The organism is Chromohalobacter sp. 48-RD10 (genome assembly GCF_029889785.1).
Lineage (GTDB): Bacteria > Pseudomonadota > Gammaproteobacteria > Pseudomonadales > Halomonadaceae > Chromohalobacter.
Genome location: NZ_JARANX010000001.1, coordinates 130,994 through 147,913, shown reverse-complemented (window position 1 = coordinate 147,913; position 16,920 = coordinate 130,994). Strand labels below are relative to the sequence as shown.

Here is a 16,920-nt window from a genome sequence, read left to right as displayed (position 1 = left end):
GATATCTTATGCCTCTTTAGCGCGCATTCTTGACCGTTCCGGTCGTCCCTTCCTGGCGCGGTGTCATGTCTTTCTGCAGTGATGTAAGTAAGCGTCGTATCTCCGGATGGTGGAAAAAGTTTTCCAGCTGTTTCGCACGCGTTTCTCCAATACCTGAATAACGTTGCCAAGCGGATGGTGTCCATCGCGTGAGCTCACGCATGTCGTGTCGTGCGAGTATCGCCTTGAGGGCGCCCTGCGGGATCGCGGGTAGCCCCAGTGCGCGCAGCCAGCAGCGAGGGGGGCGCTTATCGGCCTCCGAGAAGCGAGCTGACCAGTCATGTGCGGTCTTGGTGCCCACGCCGGGTAGTTTCTCCAGGGTTCGGGCATCCAGGGGGCGCCAGTCGAGAAGCCCTTCTATGAGCCCAGCATCGACGAGTTGGCGCCATGTGGCGGGGCCGATGCCTTCGAAATCCAGGCCGTTGTCGCTCCCCAGCCATTCGAGCCGAGCGAGGAACTGTTCGCGACATTCCGGTGCCAGGCGTAGACACGACAGGTGATCGTAGCGGTCAGCATCGGGTGCCACGACTGGTGGGCGTGGTCGCGTACGTATCATCACGTTCTGGAGTTGCGGGATGGTCAGACCGGCCAGACGCAACCTGACTTGATCGCCGGGGCGTGCGTCCATCTTGCGCCAATGCGCCAGCGAGCCAAGGCTTACGAGGGTGATGCGCTTGTCGCCAAGCATGACTGGCGTCAACGAGGCAACGGCGGTGATACGCCCGGTGCGGCCGACCGTGAAGTCGAGAGCGTCGATGTGTGCGATTGCCTGCTGGGCGGGATATTTCCAGGCCATGGCCCAGTCGGGAGGCGAAGCTTCCCATTCGTGTCCGTCGGGACGGTCGCCACGCTTGACGACGATACCGTCGGTGGCGAAGGGCAGGGCATGGTCATACCAGTATTCGCGCCACTTGGCGACGTCTTCAGTCGTGGCGACGGCATGCGTGGTCTCGGCGATAGCGTCGAACCCCCAGTCGGCAAGCGTGGCAAGGCGCGCGGACATGGTGGCCGGCCCGTTGGGCCAGGCCCAGACGAAAAGACCTATCTCCTTGCCCTGGCGATCTGTCAGTGAATCGCGAGCCATCAGACCGGCAACACGGGCGCGTGCGCCGTCGAGGCCATCGCGTGATTGCGTGTGTGCGTTGCGACGTGCATAGAGCTCGCCTTGCAGAATGACGCGTGAGGGCGCCGTGTCGGGAAGCCTCAAAGGGATCGCCGCGATGTGCGACGCCTTGGCAAGCCAGTCTTGTCCTTCGATACCATCTCCACGGCTGATGGTCGCGACCAGGCGCGATTGCCGGTACATCAGGGTGACGGCGACGCCGTCGACTTTGGGCTGTATCCACAGTGGATGGCTTGTCTGCTGTGTGATCCAGCGGGTCACGGCGGCTTGGTCGGGAAGTTTGTTCACACCCGTCTGCGGGATTGGGTGGCGTTGTGGACCGCCCGGTTCATGCAAGGCAATGCGCGAGACGTTCCAGGAGGGGAAACAGCGCGCCCAGCGGGCGAGTTGGCGTTTGGCGGAGTCGTAGGTGCCATCGTCGACCAGTCTTCGTCCCTGGTGATAGTAGGCCTGGTCCCAACGCGTGAGCTGGGCATTCAGTGCTTGATAATCTTCTTGCAGTGCCTGGGGTGGCCGTTGTGGGCATGTCGACGCCAATGTCGGGGTGCCCATGACGAGTGCACAGGTAACGAGGCCTCGCAGGAACCAGCGTCCCGAGATGGAAGGCATACAGAATGGAAGGGATAAGACGATGAGGAAAGAACGGTAGAGGGCTGGCATAAAAGAGTCACGGTTTTCATTTATGAGGTTAATATCATTTAAATGGAAACGATGAAAAAGGCAACCCACTTATGCCAGGTATCAGGTATCACATACCAGGTATCGCCGCCGGTGTGTGCCGGCGGCGTGACGTTTACTGCGTCTTCTTCAGGTGCGCATAGTCGAGCAGAATGTTCGCTGCTTCGATGACTTGCGCGCGATCGACCGGCTTGTCGTCCTCTTCCTTGTCTTCTGGACCGTCACTCTCGCGGGCGTCGGTCCATTCCTCGAGCTGATCGAGCCCCAGCGCCTTGCGGCGTTGATTCTCCAGCGAGAGTTGCTCGGCCTCCTGAGCTTCCATCTCTCGTTGGCGCTGTTCCCGATTCAAGCTGATGCTGGTCCGCTGTTCCTTGAGCTGCTTGACCAGCTTGGCCTCGCGCTCGAGATAGACGAAGTTGGGGTCCTGCTTGGCGCGTTCGTCATGCTTCGCTTGCAGCGTGTCGAGATAGCGCTGTGGCTCGCCGTATCGACTGTACTGGACGGAACGTACCTTGTCCCAGGGCAGAGCGTTGTCGAGTGCGCTTTCGCCGATATCGTCTTTGCTGACGAGGCTGGGGAAGGTGATATCGGGATCGACGCCGCGCAATTGGGTGCTCTCGCCCGTGATGCGGTAGAACTTGGCGCGGGTCAGCTTGACCTGACCATGATTGAGGTCATTGAGCGTCTGCACGGTTCCCTTGCCGAAGGTCTGATTGCCGACGACGAGGCCGCGACCGTAATCCTGGATCGCGCCGGCGAAAATCTCCGAGGCGGACGCCGATAGGCGATTGACCAGTACGGTCAGCGGGCCATCGTAGTGCGTGCCACGGTCGGAGTCGCCGTAGAGGTTGATACGGCCACGGGCATCGCGCACCTGTACGGTGGGGCCTCGATCGATGAAAAGCCCGATCAGCGAGTTGGCTTCCTGCAGGGCACCCCCGCCGTTATTGCGCAGATCCAGGACGATGCCCTCGACGTTGTCCTGCTTGAGCTTGTCGATTTCCTTGGCGACGTCTCGTGTGCTGCTGCGGTAGTCGCTGTCGCCGGCCTGCCAGGCATCGAAATCGACATAGAAGGTGGGTACGTCGATCACGCCGATCTTGTGATCCTCGCCATCGCGGGTCACGGTCACGACCTCGCTGCTGGCGGCCTGGTCCTCGAGCTTGACGGTATCGCGGGTAATGCGAACCGTGTGGGTACGTGTCACGTCGACCGCCTTGGCGGGAATGACGTCGAGACGCACGGTCGAGCCCTTGGGACCACGAATCAGGTCGACGACCTCGTCGAGGCGCATGCCTACGACATTGACCATCTCGCCATCCTCGCCTTGTCCCACCGCGACGATGCGATCGGCAGGTTCCAGAGCATCGCCTTTGTCGGCGGGGCCGCCGGGGACCAAGCTGGACACCTTGACGTACTCGCCTTCGCTTTGCAGCAGCGCACCGATACCTTCGAGCGAGAGCTTCATCTGGATATCGAAGGATTCGCTCTGACTGGGTGAAAGGTAGTCAGTATGCGGATCGACGGTGCCGGTGACGGCGTTGAGAAATAGCACCAAAACGTCTTCGGCATTGGTCTGTTCGACGCGGGAGAGCTGGTTTTCGTAACGATCACGCAGGGTTTCGGCGATGTCCTCGGCGTTATCTTCTTCCGGGGCACTGAGAGATTGAGTCAGCGCGGCATTCTTGAGGCGCTTTTTCCAGAGGCGATCGAGCGCTTCCTGGTTTTTGGCCCAGTCTTCGTCTTCACGCTCCAGCGCCAGGCGCTCGTTATCTTGGTAGTCGAAGTCTTTGCCGTCATCGAGGCGTTCGATCATCCATTTCAGACGTGTTTCGAGACGCTCTTGGTAGCGAGCGTAGAGTTCGTAGACGCGTTCCAGCTTCCCTTCGTCGAGCGCCTCGTCGAAAGAAGAATCCAGATCCTGGAAGTCCTTTACGTCACGCGCCAGTAAGTAGGCGCGTTGCGGGTCCAGTACATCGAGATAGCGCTGAAACGCTTTCGAAGACCACTCATCGTCCAGACTGATATCGGCGTAATGTCCATATCGCAGCGATTCAGCGACTTCCGCCGCTGCTTGTCGCTGTTCGTCGGTGGGTGTCGGGGCATTGGCCAATGCCGGGGCACACACCACCAGCCACAGTGACAAGATCGCCGCGCGCCGAGCGGCTGCAAACAGGCTCATTAATCAAGCACTCCCGGTTTCATGTACACTCTTGTTTCTAAATTGCCGGTCCCTTGAGTTGAGTTTTCTCAGACCGGACTGGCATTGTAGCAGTCTGTATCATCCGTCACAGACACTTCTCCGAGGACGCCATGGCTCACGCCCCCACCCTTGATCGCTTGTTACATTTTCTCGAACGCTCTCCCACGCCTTGGCATGCCGTCGACAATATGGCCAGGCGACTCGAGCAAGCGGGATACCGCCGCCTCGAGGAAACCGAGGCGTGGCAGTTGACGCCTGGCGAGCGATTTTACGTTACTCGCAATGACTCGTCGTTGATCGCCATGCAGGTGCCGGAGGAGGCCCTGGGCGGATTGCGCATGATTGGGGCACATACCGATAGCCCGGGGCTTCGGCTCAAGCCCCAACCGGTGGTTACCGGCAACGACTGGCTTCAATTGAGCGTCGAAGTCTACGGCGGAGCGTTGCTGGCGCCTTGGTTCGACCGAGATCTGGGCCTGGCCGGGCGCGTCCATGTACGACGTGAGGATGGGCGACTGCAGGGCGTATTGTTGCACGTTGATCACCCCGTCGCGATCATTCCCAGTCTGGCGATTCATCTCGATCGGGAGGCCAATAATGGGCGTGCGCTGAATGCCCAGACGCAGATGCTGCCGGTCATGCTGCAGGGCGGTAGTGAGCCCGATCTGGAGAAGTGGCTCAAGCGCTGGCTGTATGAGCAGCATGGCCTGGAAAACATCCAGCTCATGGATTATGAACTCGCTCTCTACGACATGCAGCGGCCGTCGCGTGTGGGGGTCGCGGGCGAGCTGATCGCAAGCGCCCGCCTGGATAACTTATTGTCTTGCTTTATGGGCGTTGAGGCGCTATTAGCCAGTGATGGTCGGCAAGGCGCGGTATTCGTCGCCAACGACCATGAAGAAGTCGGTAGTGCCAGCGCCATCGGCGCCCAGGGCCCATTTCTGGGGGATGTGCTGCGCCGCGTGCATGCCCAATTGGGCGAGGGAGACGAAGACGGTTGGGTGCGTCTGATCCAAGGATCGCGAATGATCTCCTGCGACAATGCCCACGCCCTGCACCCCAACTTCCCCGAAAAGCATGATGCCCACCACGGCCCGACGATCAACGGCGGTCCGGTGATCAAGGTCAACGCCAATCAGCGGTATGCCACCAATAGTGCCACGGCAGCGATGTTCCGGGATATCTGCCGCGAAGCGGGGACGCCGGTCCAGACGTTTGTTACACGCGCCGACATGGGATGTGGCAGTACCATCGGGCCGATCACCGCTACCGAGCTCGGGGTACCGACGCTGGATGTCGGGGTGCCGCAGTGGGGGATGCACTCGATTCGCGAAACCGCCGGCAGCCGCGACGCCGACTATTTGATTCGCGCGTTGACGGCCTATGTCAATCGCGCAGCATTGAACTAGGCGCTTGTCTCGATCACGCAAACACGAAAAAGCCCGCCGACACGAATGTCGGCGGGCTTTTTTAAATCTTGGTGGCTACGCCCCGACTCGAACAGGGGACCCCATCATTATGAGTGATGTGCTCTAACCAACTGAGCTACGTAGCCGTTCAGTGCGAGCGTATATTACGTGTAACTCCCTGATGTGTCAACTATTCGCCGTCATCAAGCCGCCCGATGACGCCGGGGTGCGACTAGACATTGAAACGGAAATGCACGACATCCCCATCGGAGACGATGTAATCCTTGCCTTCCAGACGCCATTTTCCCGCATCCTTGGCGCCTTGCTCGCCACCCAGTGTCACGAAATCGTCATAGCCGACCACTTCGGCACGGATGAAACCCTTCTGGAAGTCGGTATGAATCGCGCCGGCGGCTTGCGGAGCGGTGGCCCCGATAGGCGTGGTCCAGGCACGGACTTCCTTGACCCCCGCAGTGAAATACGTCTGTAGGCCGAGTAGGGCATAGCCGGCACGAATGACCCGATCGAGACCGGGTTCTTCCATGCCCATCTCCTCCAGGAAGGCACTGCGTTCCTCATCATCGAGTTCGGCGATTTCGGCTTCGATCTGATTACATACCGGCACCACCACGGCACCTTCCTCGGCGGCGATCGCGTGAACGGTATCGAGATAGGGATTGTTTTCGAAGCCGTCCTCGTTGACGTTGGCGATGTACATGGTGGGCTTAAGGGTCAAGAAGCCGAAGCTCTTGAGCTGGCGTTGCTCGTCGTCATCGAGACCGAAACTGCGCAGCGGCTGGCCCTCGGCCAGATGGGGCTGGATGCGGTCGAGGATAGCCTTGGTAGCGATGGCGTCCTTGTCACCCCCCTTGGCCACGCGCGCGAGGCGTTGAATGGCGCGCTCCACGGTATCCAGGTCGGCCAGCGCGAGCTCGAGATTGATGGTCTCGATGTCGGTCTTAGGGTCGACCTCATTGGCGACGTGAATGACATTGTCGTTATCGAAGCAACGCACGACGTGGGCGATGGCCTGGGTCTCGCGGATATTGGCTAGGAACTGATTGCCCAACCCTTCGCCTTTCGAGGCGCCCGCGACAAGGCCGGCGATGTCCACGAACTCCATGGTCGTCGGAATGACTTTCTGCGGTTTGACGATGGCCGCAAGTGTATCCAGACGTGGGTCTGGCATGGGGACGATGCCGACGTTGGGTTCGATGGTGCAGAAAGGAAAGTTTTCGGCGTCGATTCCCGACTTGGTCAAGGCATTGAACAGTGTGGATTTGCCGACATTGGGAAGGCCGACGATACCGCAATTGAAACCCATGGGATGTACCTGAATTATTGATGTGCCGGAGAGGCGGAAAATGTGTTCGCTATTCTAAGAGATACTGCAACAGAAGTAAGAGGGAAGAACGATGCTACGCATCTGGAAGAAATGCTCTCGCTCGTCGAGACATCCTGCTTTCCTCTTACTTCTTATACCTTACTTCTCAAAGCTGTGCAGGCGATTCATGGCGCTTGCCCAGTCGCCGGCGGCAACGTCGGGGAGCGTGCGCAGGCATTCCTCGATGGCGGCATCGATGGCGCTGCGTTCCGCCTTGCCGGGGCGTCCGAGAACATAGTGGGTGACTTGCTTGGCCGAGCCCGGATGGCCGATGCCAACGCGCAAGCGGTGGAAGGATTTGTCGTTGCCCAAGGCGCTGGCGATGTCACGTAAGCCGTTGTGACCGCCATGGCCGCCTCCGTGTTTGTAGCGTGCCGTACCCGGGGCGATATCCAGTTCATCATGAGCGACGAGAAGTTCGTCGGGGAAGAGCTTGAAGAACTGGCAAAGCGCGGCGACAGCCTTGCCGCTGCGATTCATGTAGGTGCTGGGCACCAACAAATGAAGATCATGGCCAGCGTAATGGATCTTGGCATATTGCCCAAGGAACTTACGCTCGTTGCGTAGCGGGGTCAGGCTGTCGCGCGCCAGGGCTTCAACGGCCCAGGCGCCCGCATTGTGTCGCGTTGCATCATATTCGGAGCCCGGATTGCCCAGGCCGATAAACGCTTTGACGTGACTCATGCGGGGCCCTCGAGAAACCGATTACTCGGTCTTTTCGCCGTCTTCAGCGGCAGCGTCGCCGCCTTCCTCGTCTTCGTCACCTCCGGTACCGGTATCGGCATGCGTGACGCTGACCACGCCGAAGTCATGCTCCTCGCCATGGCCCATGGCGACCAGAGACACGCCTTCCGGCAACGGTAGGTCGGAGAGGTGCAGGGTCTCGCCCAGTCCCAGGGATGCCACATCGACTTCCAGGTACTCGGGAAGCTTGCTGGGCAGGCAGCTGATCTCGACGTCGTTGGCCATCACATGCAGCACGCCGCCTTCTTCCTTGACGCCCTTGCACGCGTCTTCACCGTTGACGTGCAGCGGCACGTTCATGGTGATTTCGTGCGTGGCATCGATGCGCATGAAGTCGGCATGGGTCACCAACGCCTTGTACGGATGGCGCTGGATATCACGGATGATGACCTGCTCCGACTTGCCTTCGAGGTCGATGTTGATCACGGACGAGAAGAAGGCTTCATCCTCGATAGCCTTGTAAAAGGCGGGCTTATTGAGGGTGATCGGTTGCGGCGTCTTGTCGCCACCATAGATGATAGCGGCGACTTTCTGGTTCTCACGACGCAGGCGGCGGCTCGCACCTTTCCCCAGGTCGTGACGAACCTCGGCGGATAGAGTGAATTGGGACATTGATTGTCACCTCATAGGTTATGTAAGGAAAGCGGCACCGCCCGCGACCAGGCGATGCCGATTCCGTGAGGGCCTCGCGGCCCGCGTATCCGTGTACGTTCCTTGTGGCTCGTTGCCTCAGTGGAACATGGCACTGACGGATTCTTCGTTACTGACGCGGCGAATGGCTTCCGCGATCAGACCGGCGACCGAGAGTTGGCGGATCCTGCCACTGCGGGAGGCCGTCTCGGAAAGCGGAATGGTATCGGCCACGACGAGTTCGTCAAGTACCGAGCCGACGATATTGTCGACGGCCGGTCCGGACAGGATGGGGTGCGTCGCGTAGGCGACGACACGCCGGGCGCCGTGGCCCTTGAGTGCTTCGGCCGCCTTGCACAAGGTGCCGGCGGTATCGACCATGTCATCGACTACCACACAGGTACGATCCTGAATCTCGCCGATGATATGCATGACCTGGGCCTGGTTCGACTGGGGTCGCCGCTTGTCGATGATCGCCAGGTCAGCGTTGAGCTGCTTGGCGATGGCGCGGGCACGTACGACGCCGCCGACGTCGGGGGAGACCACGACGAGATCGTCGTAGTTCTGGCGTTCGATGTCATCGAGCAGGATCGGCGAGCCATAGACGTTATCGACGGGAACGTCGAAAAAGCCCTGAATCTGATCGGCATGCAGATCCATGGTCATGACGCGGTCGACCCCGGCCTTGACCATCATGTCGGCGACCAGCTTGGCCGAGATCGGCACGCGTGCGGAGCGCACTCGGCGGTCCTGGCGGGCATATCCGAAATACGGCACGACGGCGGTGATTCGCGTAGCGGAAGCACGGCGCAGTGCATCCACCATGAGAATCAACTCCATCAGGTTGTCGTTGGTCGGTGCGCAGGTGGACTGCAACACGAAGACGTCCTTGCCGCGAACGTTTTCATTGATCTCGACCGCGATTTCACCATCGCTGAATTGACCGACGGTTGCATGGCCCAGCCGGTTGTCGAGGCTCTCGGCCACCTTGCGGGCGAGTTCGGGATTGGCATTTCCCGCGAACACCATCAATTTAGACACGCGCAGCCACCTTTGGAGTCTTTAGGGATCTCGGAGTGGGATTCGTCGGGCGCTCTGAGAAATTGGCTGGGGTACCAGGATTCGAACCTGGGAATGTCGGTACCAGAAACCGGTGCCTTACCACTTGGCTATACCCCAGCAACACATCGACTCGTCGTTTCGTGTGTCGTATTGCCCACATGGAACACGATGCCGACTATCAGGCGTCCCCGTATTAGCTCATGAGCGACATTCCATCGTGAATGTCAAGAGCGTCGTGGAGAGGGGAGGTGTTGCAGCCGCGTGCCTTGAATGCATGCCAATGGCTATCAACACGGCGCAATATCCTATCGGCTTGTTGCTCACTCGTCAAGGGACAGAATAGACAGCTACCTGTCCCCGTCAGCATGGCTGGGCCGAAAGCCGATAACCAGTCGAGCGCTTGCGCGACCTTCGGCGACAAGCGTTTAACCGCTTCTTCGCAGTCATTGCGCCAGATGCGCCCCTGTTTGGCTTCCCCTCGCAGTGCGCGCGCCATACTAATGGGCGGGGTGTTGCGTGTCAATTCAAGGTGGTCGAACACGGCAGGCGTTGATATCTCTTCTCCTGGGTGAAGGACCACGAACCATGGGGTTTCGAGCGTCACGGGCGTCAGGTGTTCGCCAATGCCTTCCGCCCAGGCACTCCGGCCGTGTACGAAGACCGGCACATCAGCGCCCAGCGACAGGCCTAACCCGGTCAGGCGGGAAAGTCCCAGCGAGAGTGACCAGAGTCGGTCGAGCGCGAGCAGTGTGGTGGCCGCATTCGAACTGCCGCCGCCCAAGCCGCCGCCCAGGGGGAGACGTTTTTCCAGATGGATGTCCGCGCCCAGCGATGTGCCGCTTTCATGCTGCAGCAGGCGTGCGGCGCGCACGATGAGGTTGGCCTCGTGATCGACGCCGGCCATTGCGGAGTGCAGTTGGATGGTCCCGTCCTCGCGTGGCGCGAAGTGCAACGTATCGCCATGATCGAGGATCTGGAACAGCGTCTGCAGTTCGTGATAACCATCGGCACGGCGACCGACGATGTGCAGCATGCGATTGAGTTTGGCGGGTGCGGGCAGGCTGAGTCGTGCATTCATGAATCGGACACGGCGTCCCATTGATTGACGACGAGCGTGGCGCGCAACTCACCATAGTTCATGACCAGTCGGCGTGGCAGCCATAAGTCGTCGGCACGCGTCCAATCACGGTACTCGATCGTCCAGCCAAGTTGTTGCAGGCGCTGGGGGAAGTCCAGATCGTCGTGTTCGAGGCGTTCGCTGGCGTCGGGGGCAGGCAGGCCGCGCACCCAGTAATCGAGCGCGGAAATGGGCAGCGACCAGCCGAGCTGTTGTTCCATCAAGGCTTCCGGTGTCTCTGCTTCGAAGCGCCCATCGCCGTTGGTCAATGTGACTTTCCCGGGGCCTCCTTTTAGCAGGGTGCGGCCGGCTCCGAAGGGGCCACTGATCAGGATGCGGTAGGTGTCGGGGCGCTGCTGCCAGTCGATATTGGCGCTTTCGGACCCTTCATTGGTACGCAGCCCGACCTTGCCGGCGAGACTCCAGGATTCCAGTGCCTGCAGGCGCTCGGCTTGAGCGTCCCAATCGCCACGCTCACGGGCTTGGTCGGGCCCCGGGGCTTGGCTGGCACAACCCGCCAGCATGACGATGAGCAGCAAGCTGAGCCAAGTGCGGGCGCAGCTAGGACGAAGGCGCAATGAGAGAGAACAGGTCATGAGCTGGCTTCCATGTCGCGAGTAGAGTCCGGGTCGACGTTGCGGCGTGCATCATCCTCGTCGGTCGGGGCGAGTTCGGGGTGTCGACGCAGTAAGTCATCGATGAGCGGGTGCGGTGAAAAGCGCTGTAATGCTTCTTCTACTAGTGCGCGCGCCCGGTCGTCGCGTCCGGTGGCGGCGAGTACCTCGGCGAGGTGGGCGGCCACTTCCTGATCGGGCTGACCGCGATAGGCCTCACGTAAATAAGGGAGCGCTTCTTGCGCGCGGTCGAGGTGAAAGTAGACCCAGCCGAGACTGTCGAGGATGGCGGGACTGTCGGACTCGAGGCGATGAGCCTTTTCGATCAGCGGCAAGGCCTCCTGATGGCGGCCCATGTCGTTGCTCAGTGTATAGCCGAGGGCATTGAGTGCTTTGGCGTTGTCGGGCTCGCGTTCGATGATCGTGCGCAGGTCGGCTTCCATGGTGTCAAGATCGTCCTGATGATAAGCGCGCATGGCATGCTGGAAGCGTAGCTCGGTGGCCTCGGGCGTCTTGGCGATGGCTTCATCGAGCAGTTCGTCGGCGCGTGCGCGTTGGCCTTGGGCGTCGAGCAAGTCGAGCTCAAGGCGCAGCAGGGCGACGCGTTGATCAGGATGACGAAGCCGTTCGATGCGTAAAAACGCGCTGGCGTCCTGCGCCCGGTCCGCACTGACCAACATTTTGGCGGCCTGCGCACGCGCCTCGATGAAGCCGTCGCCGTTGGGTACCTGACGATAGTAAAGCAGGGCATTGTCGATTTCGCCGGCTTGCTCGGCGATGCTGCCCAGCATCAGATAAGCGGCCGTAGGCGTATTTCCCCGGTCGAGAAGGGGAAGAAGGATGCGCCTGGCGCCATCGGGATGCGCGGCATCAAGATACAGCTGGGCGAGCTCCAAGCGTAGCGACGCGGTGTCGTCATGGCGAGCGAGCAAGCGTTCGACATCCTCGTCGGCGGCGTCGATATCGCCATCGGCGAGGCGCACTTGCGCTTGGGTCAGGCGCAGGCGGCTGTCGTCGGGAAAGCGCTCGAGCCCTTGTCGGGCATAGCGCCTAGCATCGTCCAGAGCGCCACTATGCAGGGCAATCATGCTGCGCGTCAGCCATACCCCGGCGGGCGCCTCTGCCCTGTCGGCCAGGCGTGCGAGTCGAGAGTCGGCGGTTTCGGTGTCGCCGTTCGCCGCCTCGAGTTGGGCGGTGGCTAGCTGAGCATCGAGGTGGTCGGGGTGGCGTTCGACGAAGTCATGCAAAGGTGTCAGTAGCGGGGGGATGTCAGCATCTTGCTCGATGGCGAGTTCGGCCAGCGCGGCAAGGTCCGCCTCGGGCTCCTGGTCGGCAATGCGCAGGCGTTGGGCCAGGGCGGTTTCCCAATCGCCACGTTGTACCGCGAGACTGGCGAGGACATGGCGCGGTGTGGTGGCGTCGTCATCGAGCTGTTGCCAGCGCAGTGCGGTACGTTCGAGCAGGGCACTGTCGTCGGCGTAGCGCGCCGCGAGGGTGGCGCGTTCTGCCAGGGCCGGCGATGCGTAGCGTTCGTTGACATCCAGATAGCCCTCGGCGGCGCGCCGGTAATCGCCGCGCTGCCCCGCGAGTTCGGCAAGCAGCAACGATGACAGGCCATCGGCATCGAAGCCGTGGGTCACCGGTGGCGCGTTTTCCATGGGGTCATCGAGCGGGATGGCGTTGGGCGTTGTCGGAGCGTTTTGGCAGCCCGTCAGCAGCAATGCCAGGACGGAAGCCAGGGTCAAGCGAATGCGCATGCCATCCTCGAATGTGCGTTTGAAAGCATCAGCATACCGGCTCGATCAGGCCGGGCAAAGCGTCAGGCACGTGAAACCTCGCGTTGCGCGGCAACTTGCCGCCCCATGCCCAAATGTCTCAGTCATATGCTAGGATATCGATCCTGCAGCGCGTTGGGCGGGGCTGGTATTCCGGCTGCGTCGCCCCCACATTGTCCGCCGCGCCCGAAAGCAAAGGCCGGACGCTGCCGATAGACCGATGTGATGACCATGATTTCATGACGCTTCTCGCCCTGGGGATAAACCACAAGACAGCGACCATCGAGGTTCGCGAGCAGGTCGCCTTTACGCCGGCCGAGCTGGCGGGTGCGTTGGCCGAACTCAAGTCGCTGCCCGGCGTCAACGAAGCGGCGATGCTGTCGACCTGTAACCGTACCGAACTCTACTGTGTGACCGACGCCCAGGGAGAGCGTTCGGTGCTTGACTGGTTGGGGCGCTTCCATGGGCTGCCGCCCGAGACCCTGATGCAAAGCGCCTACCGCTATCTGGATGGCGAGGCCGCTCGTCATTTGATGCGCGTGGCGGCAGGGCTCGACTCCATGGTACTGGGTGAGCCGCAAATCCTGGGCCAGCTCAAGGAGGCTTATCAGCTCGCGCGGGATAACGCTTGCCTGGGGGGAGAGCTGGAACGGCTTTTCCAGCATACCTTTTCCGTGACCAAGCAGGTGCGCAGCGAAACCGGTATCGGTGAGAATCCGGTCTCGGTGGCCTATGCTGCCGTTAATCTCGCCAGCCATATCTTCGACGATTTCGGGCGCGCCCGCGCGCTGTTGATCGGCGCGGGCGAAACCGTCGAGCTGGTTGCGCGGCATCTGCGCGAAGCGGGTATTCGCGGGCTGACCGTCGCCAACCGTACCCGTGAGCGCGCCGAGACCTTGGCCAATGCTTTCGATGCTGAAGCGATTTCATTGGGTGAGATCCCCCAGGCGTTGGCGCAAGCCGATATCGTCATCTCTTCCACGGCGAGCCCGTTACCCATTCTCGGTAAGGGCATGGTCGAGAGCGCCCTGAAGAAGCGTCGCCATCGTCCCATGTTCATGGTCGATATCGCTGTGCCTCGTGATGTCGAGTCCCAGGTCGGCGAGCTGGATGATGTCTTCCTGTACAGCGTCGATGATCTGCAGGAAGTGATCGAGGAAAACCGCAAACAGCGTGCCGTTGCTGCAGCCCAGGCCGAGTCTCTGATCGAGCACGGCATCCAGCATTGGCAGCGTGAGCGCCGCGAGCGTGGCGCCGGTGATTTGATTCGCCGCTATCGTGAGCAGGGTGAGGCACTGCGTGAAGAAGCCGAGCGCCAAGCCCTCGCGCAACTCGCTCGCGGTGAGGATCCCGAAAAAGTCCTGCAGCGGCTGTCGCGTCAACTGACCAATAAATTGCTGCACGGCCCGACGCTACGCTTACGCGAAGCATCGGGCGAAGAGCGGCACGATATCCTCCAGGCGGCCGATACGTTGCTGATCGACCCGGCCGCCTCGACACAGGACCCCGCATGAAAGCGACTCTGCGCACACGTCTCGATGGTTTCCAGGAACGCTTCGAAGAACTCGCCGCCTTGCTGGCCGAGCCCGACGTGATCGCCGATCAGTCGCGCTTTCGCGATTACTCGCGCGAATATGCCGAACTCGAGCCTTTGATCGAGATGTGGCGAGTTTACCGGCGCACCGAAGGCGATATCGAAGCGGCCGAGCAGATGCGCGAGGATAGCGATCCCGAGATGCGCGAACTGGCGGAAGAGGAGTCGCGTCTGGCACAGGCGCGACTTGAAGAGCTGGAGGCGGACGTCAAGCAGCTCCTGGTGCCCAAGGACCCCGATGACGGCAGCAACGTGTTTCTCGAAATCCGCGCCGGGACAGGCGGCGACGAGGCGGCGCTATTCGCCGGCGATTTATTCCGCATGTATTCGCGTTACGCCGAACACCAGGGCTGGCAAATTGAAGTGATCAACGTCAGTCATGGCGAGCAAGGTGGCTACAAGGAAATGATTGCCCGGGTGCGTGGCGATAACGTCTATGCGCGGCTCAAGTTCGAGTCTGGTGCGCATCGCGTGCAGCGGGTACCGGCCACAGAATCCCAGGGGCGTATCCATACCTCGGCGTGTACCTTGGCAGTCATGCCCGAGGCGTCCGCCGTCGGCGATGTGGAGATCAACAGCAACGATCTGCGTGTGGATACGTTCCGCTCCAGTGGCGCCGGCGGGCAGCACGTCAATACCACGGACTCGGCGATTCGCATCACACACTTGCCGACCGGTGTGGTGGTGGAGTGCCAGGAGGAACGTAGCCAGCACAAGAATCGCGCCAAGGCGATGTCGCTGCTGGCGGCGCGTCTCAAGCAGTCCGCCGTGGACGCACAGCGCCAGGAGCAGGCCGACACGCGCCGGTCGCTGATCGGCTCGGGCGATCGTAGCGAGCGTATCCGGACCTACAATTTTCCCCAAGGGCGGATCACCGATCACCGTATCAATTTGACCCTCTACAAACTGGGTGACGTGATAGCGGGCGAGCTCGATGAAGTGATCAATCCCCTGATTCATGAGTACCAGGCCGAGCAGCTCTCGGCGCTGCAGACGGCCTGATGACCTACGATACCTTGCTGGTGCGTGCAGCGCGGCGGCTGCAGGCGGTGGGCAGTATCTCGCCGCGTCTGGATGCGGAGGTGCTCATGATGCACGCGGCCTCGGTGGCGCGCGCCTGGCTATATACTTGGGGCGACCGCGAACTCACCGGCGTGCCCCGGGCACGTTTCGAGGCGTTGGTGGCGGCGCGGGCGCTGGGCCATCCCGTGGCGTACCTCATCGGCGAACGCGAGTTCTGGGGGCTACGTCTGCGTGTCGATGAATCGACCCTTATCCCACGGCCCGATACCGAGTGCCTGGTCGAGACATTATTGGCGAAGATGCCGCATGGACCCGGAAGAGCGCTCGATTTGGGCACGGGAACGGGGGCCATTGCTCTGGCGCTCGCCGCCGAGCGGCCGGCATGGCACGTCACCGGCGTCGACCGGGAAGAGGCGGCCGTGGCCGGGGCCCAGGACAATGCCCGGCGTCTGGGGATCGCCAATACCACCTTCCTCGTCAGCGACTGGTTTGCTGCACTGGAGGGTGCGACCTTCGACGTGATTGCTGCCAATCCGCCTTATCTCGCCGAGGACGACCCGCATCTCGCGCAGGGCGATGTACGCTTCGAGCCGCGTTCGGCGCTGGTGGCGAGCGATGATGGGCTGGCCGATTTGCGCTATCTGGCGATGGCTGCGCGCACGCATCTCGTGGCGGGAGGCTGGCTGGCGCTGGAGCATGGCTGGGAGCAGGCCTCTCGAGTTCGTGAGGCACTTGCGCGGGCTGGCTATGAGGACGTCGTCAGCGAGGCCGATCTCGGTGCACGTGAACGCCTGACGCTAGCGCGTGCGCCAGCGGTTCAGGATGGCCAACATTGACTGCAGTAAACAACACCGCTGGATGCCTGGAGGCGCGGGCGGTGGTTATGGTAGTAATACGCCTCGCATCGATGGCCCCTAGGTAAGCCTTACTCCCAATAGGGCCTGATTACGATTTCTTTTGTCATTCATTGTCTCGGAACAACAATATAATGAAAGCCAAGACCCGTTCGCTGGATCGTATCGATCTCAATATTCTGCGCTGCCTGCAGGACAACGCGCGCATTTCCTATGTCGATCTGGCGTCCCAGGTCGGTTTGTCCACCACGCCGTGTCTGGAGCGCGTCAAACGCCTGGAGAAGGCCGGTATCATTCGGGGTTACAAGGCGCTGCTCGACCCCAAGGCGCTCAAGGCCAACTTGCTGGTGTTCGTCGAGATCAGCCTGGAGACGCAATCGCCGGCGGTATTCGACGAATTTCGCCGGGCCGTGGCCGAGCTGCCGCAGATTCAGGAATGTCACCTGGTCTCCGGGCAGTTCGATTACATCCTCAAGTGCCGGATTCCGGAGATGTCGGCCTATCGTCAGTTGCTCGGCGATGTCGTGCTGACGTTACCTGGCGTCAAGGAATCCAAGAGCTACGTGGTCATGGAAGAGGTCAAGGAAGATGTCTCGTTGCATGTGCCTGATACCGAGCAGCTCGACACCTGACCGACGCAGGCCGGGAGGCACTCTCTACTCGGGAGGCGA

Annotated in this window: 14 protein-coding genes and 2 tRNA genes; 5 read left to right on the top strand and 11 right to left on the bottom strand. The window is 61.1% G+C overall.

The features are described from left to right. Positions 1-16: 16 nt before the first annotated feature. Together ligB and OP496_RS00660 are read right to left on the bottom strand one after the other, a co-directional pair. On the bottom strand, positions 17-1,771 hold the full coding sequence (ligB, locus tag OP496_RS00665) for an NAD-dependent DNA ligase LigB (RefSeq protein WP_280561397.1): 1,755 nt from the start codon (positions 1,769-1,771) through the stop codon (positions 17-19). Between the two features lie 184 nt (positions 1,772-1,955). Next, a complete protein-coding gene (locus OP496_RS00660) occupies positions 1,956-4,022 on the bottom strand; it encodes a carboxy terminal-processing peptidase (RefSeq protein ID WP_280561395.1) in 2,067 nt (688 codons plus the stop codon). A gap of 131 nt (positions 4,023-4,153) precedes the next feature. On the opposite strand from OP496_RS00660, the gene OP496_RS00655 reads away from it, so the two are divergent. Next, the gene (locus OP496_RS00655) at positions 4,154-5,452 is read left to right on the top strand and encodes a M18 family aminopeptidase (protein WP_280561393.1); all 1,299 of its coding nucleotides are present in this window, start codon (positions 4,154-4,156) and stop codon (positions 5,450-5,452) included. Between the two features lie 69 nt (positions 5,453-5,521). Here OP496_RS00655 and OP496_RS00650 read toward each other — a convergent pair. The 9 genes from OP496_RS00650 to OP496_RS00610 all read right to left on the bottom strand — a co-directional run bounded on the left by OP496_RS00650 (position 5,522) and on the right by OP496_RS00610 (position 12,760). Continuing rightward, positions 5,522-5,598, bottom strand: a tRNA-Met gene (locus OP496_RS00650). Positions 5,599-5,684: 86 nt separating this feature from the next. Then, on the bottom strand, positions 5,685-6,776 hold the full coding sequence (gene ychF, locus OP496_RS00645; protein ID WP_280561391.1) for a redox-regulated ATPase YchF: 1,092 nt from the start codon (positions 6,774-6,776) through the stop codon (positions 5,685-5,687). A 159-nt stretch (positions 6,777-6,935) separates the two neighbouring features. Next, positions 6,936-7,520, bottom strand: a complete 585-nt coding sequence (gene pth, locus OP496_RS00640; RefSeq protein ID WP_280561389.1) for an aminoacyl-tRNA hydrolase — start codon at positions 7,518-7,520, stop codon at positions 6,936-6,938. A 21-nt stretch (positions 7,521-7,541) separates the two neighbouring features. After that, a complete protein-coding gene (locus tag OP496_RS00635; protein WP_280561387.1) occupies positions 7,542-8,192 on the bottom strand; it encodes a 50S ribosomal protein L25/general stress protein Ctc in 651 nt (216 codons plus the stop codon). A 117-nt stretch (positions 8,193-8,309) separates the two neighbouring features. Further along, positions 8,310-9,251: a ribose-phosphate pyrophosphokinase gene (locus OP496_RS00630; protein ID WP_280561385.1), complete on the bottom strand. Its 942-nt coding sequence runs from the start codon at positions 9,249-9,251 to the stop codon at positions 8,310-8,312. 63 nt (positions 9,252-9,314) lie between these two features. Then, a tRNA-Gln gene (locus tag OP496_RS00625) sits at positions 9,315-9,389 on the bottom strand. 76 nt (positions 9,390-9,465) lie between these two features. After that, positions 9,466-10,350, bottom strand: a complete 885-nt coding sequence (ispE, locus tag OP496_RS00620) for a 4-(cytidine 5'-diphospho)-2-C-methyl-D-erythritol kinase (RefSeq protein WP_280561384.1) — start codon at positions 10,348-10,350, stop codon at positions 9,466-9,468. Further along, on the bottom strand, positions 10,347-10,985 hold the full coding sequence (gene lolB, locus OP496_RS00615; RefSeq protein ID WP_280561383.1) for a lipoprotein insertase outer membrane protein LolB: 639 nt from the start codon (positions 10,983-10,985) through the stop codon (positions 10,347-10,349). The genes ispE and lolB overlap by 4 nt, the downstream gene beginning before the upstream one ends. After that, positions 10,982-12,760, bottom strand: a complete 1,779-nt coding sequence (locus OP496_RS00610) for a tetratricopeptide repeat protein (protein ID WP_280561382.1) — start codon at positions 12,758-12,760, stop codon at positions 10,982-10,984. Before OP496_RS00610 ends, lolB begins: the two co-directional genes overlap by 4 nt. 257 nt (positions 12,761-13,017) lie before the next feature. Here OP496_RS00610 and hemA point away from each other — a divergent pair, with 257 nt between their 5' ends. The 4 genes from hemA (at position 13,018) to OP496_RS00590 (ending at position 16,881) form a co-directional block, all read left to right on the top strand. After that, a complete protein-coding gene (gene hemA / locus OP496_RS00605; protein WP_280561381.1) occupies positions 13,018-14,292 on the top strand; it encodes a glutamyl-tRNA reductase in 1,275 nt (424 codons plus the stop codon). Continuing rightward, positions 14,289-15,374, top strand: a complete 1,086-nt coding sequence (gene prfA / locus OP496_RS00600) for a peptide chain release factor 1 (RefSeq protein WP_280561379.1) — start codon at positions 14,289-14,291, stop codon at positions 15,372-15,374. The genes hemA and prfA overlap by 4 nt, the downstream gene beginning before the upstream one ends. Then, positions 15,374-16,231: a peptide chain release factor N(5)-glutamine methyltransferase gene (prmC, locus tag OP496_RS00595; RefSeq protein WP_280561378.1), complete on the top strand. Its 858-nt coding sequence runs from the start codon at positions 15,374-15,376 to the stop codon at positions 16,229-16,231. The genes prfA and prmC overlap by 1 nt, the downstream gene beginning before the upstream one ends. A gap of 152 nt (positions 16,232-16,383) precedes the next feature. Continuing rightward, positions 16,384-16,881 (top strand): Lrp/AsnC ligand binding domain-containing protein, encoded by a 498-nt coding sequence (locus OP496_RS00590; protein WP_280561377.1) that lies wholly within the window; start codon positions 16,384-16,386, stop codon positions 16,879-16,881. Positions 16,882-16,920 lie beyond the last annotated feature (39 nt).

What these genes read in the sequence shown, in the direction of transcription:
- OP496_RS00610 (WP_280561382.1), bottom strand. Translation starts at nt 12,760, where the DNA reads ATGCGCATTCGCTTGACCCTGGCTTCCGTCCTGGCATTGCTGCTGACG.
- ispE (WP_280561384.1), bottom strand. Translation starts at nt 10,350, where the DNA reads ATGAATGCACGACTCAGCCTGCCCGCACCCGCCAAACTCAATCGCATG.
- hemA (WP_280561381.1), top strand. Translation starts at nt 13,018, where the DNA reads ATGACGCTTCTCGCCCTGGGGATAAACCACAAGACAGCGACCATCGAG.
- lolB (WP_280561383.1), bottom strand. Translation starts at nt 10,985, where the DNA reads ATGACCTGTTCTCTCTCATTGCGCCTTCGTCCTAGCTGCGCCCGCACT.
- prmC (WP_280561378.1), top strand. Translation starts at nt 15,374, where the DNA reads ATGACCTACGATACCTTGCTGGTGCGTGCAGCGCGGCGGCTGCAGGCG.
- OP496_RS00590 (WP_280561377.1), top strand. Translation starts at nt 16,384, where the DNA reads ATGAAAGCCAAGACCCGTTCGCTGGATCGTATCGATCTCAATATTCTG.
- ychF (WP_280561391.1), bottom strand. Translation starts at nt 6,776, where the DNA reads ATGGGTTTCAATTGCGGTATCGTCGGCCTTCCCAATGTCGGCAAATCC.
- ligB (WP_280561397.1), bottom strand. Translation starts at nt 1,771, where the DNA reads ATGCCTTCCATCTCGGGACGCTGGTTCCTGCGAGGCCTCGTTACCTGT.
- OP496_RS00655 (WP_280561393.1), top strand. Translation starts at nt 4,154, where the DNA reads ATGGCTCACGCCCCCACCCTTGATCGCTTGTTACATTTTCTCGAACGC.
- OP496_RS00660 (WP_280561395.1), bottom strand. Translation starts at nt 4,022, where the DNA reads ATGAGCCTGTTTGCAGCCGCTCGGCGCGCGGCGATCTTGTCACTGTGG.
- prfA (WP_280561379.1), top strand. Translation starts at nt 14,289, where the DNA reads ATGAAAGCGACTCTGCGCACACGTCTCGATGGTTTCCAGGAACGCTTC.
- pth (WP_280561389.1), bottom strand. Translation starts at nt 7,520, where the DNA reads ATGAGTCACGTCAAAGCGTTTATCGGCCTGGGCAATCCGGGCTCCGAA.
- OP496_RS00635 (WP_280561387.1), bottom strand. Translation starts at nt 8,192, where the DNA reads ATGTCCCAATTCACTCTATCCGCCGAGGTTCGTCACGACCTGGGGAAA.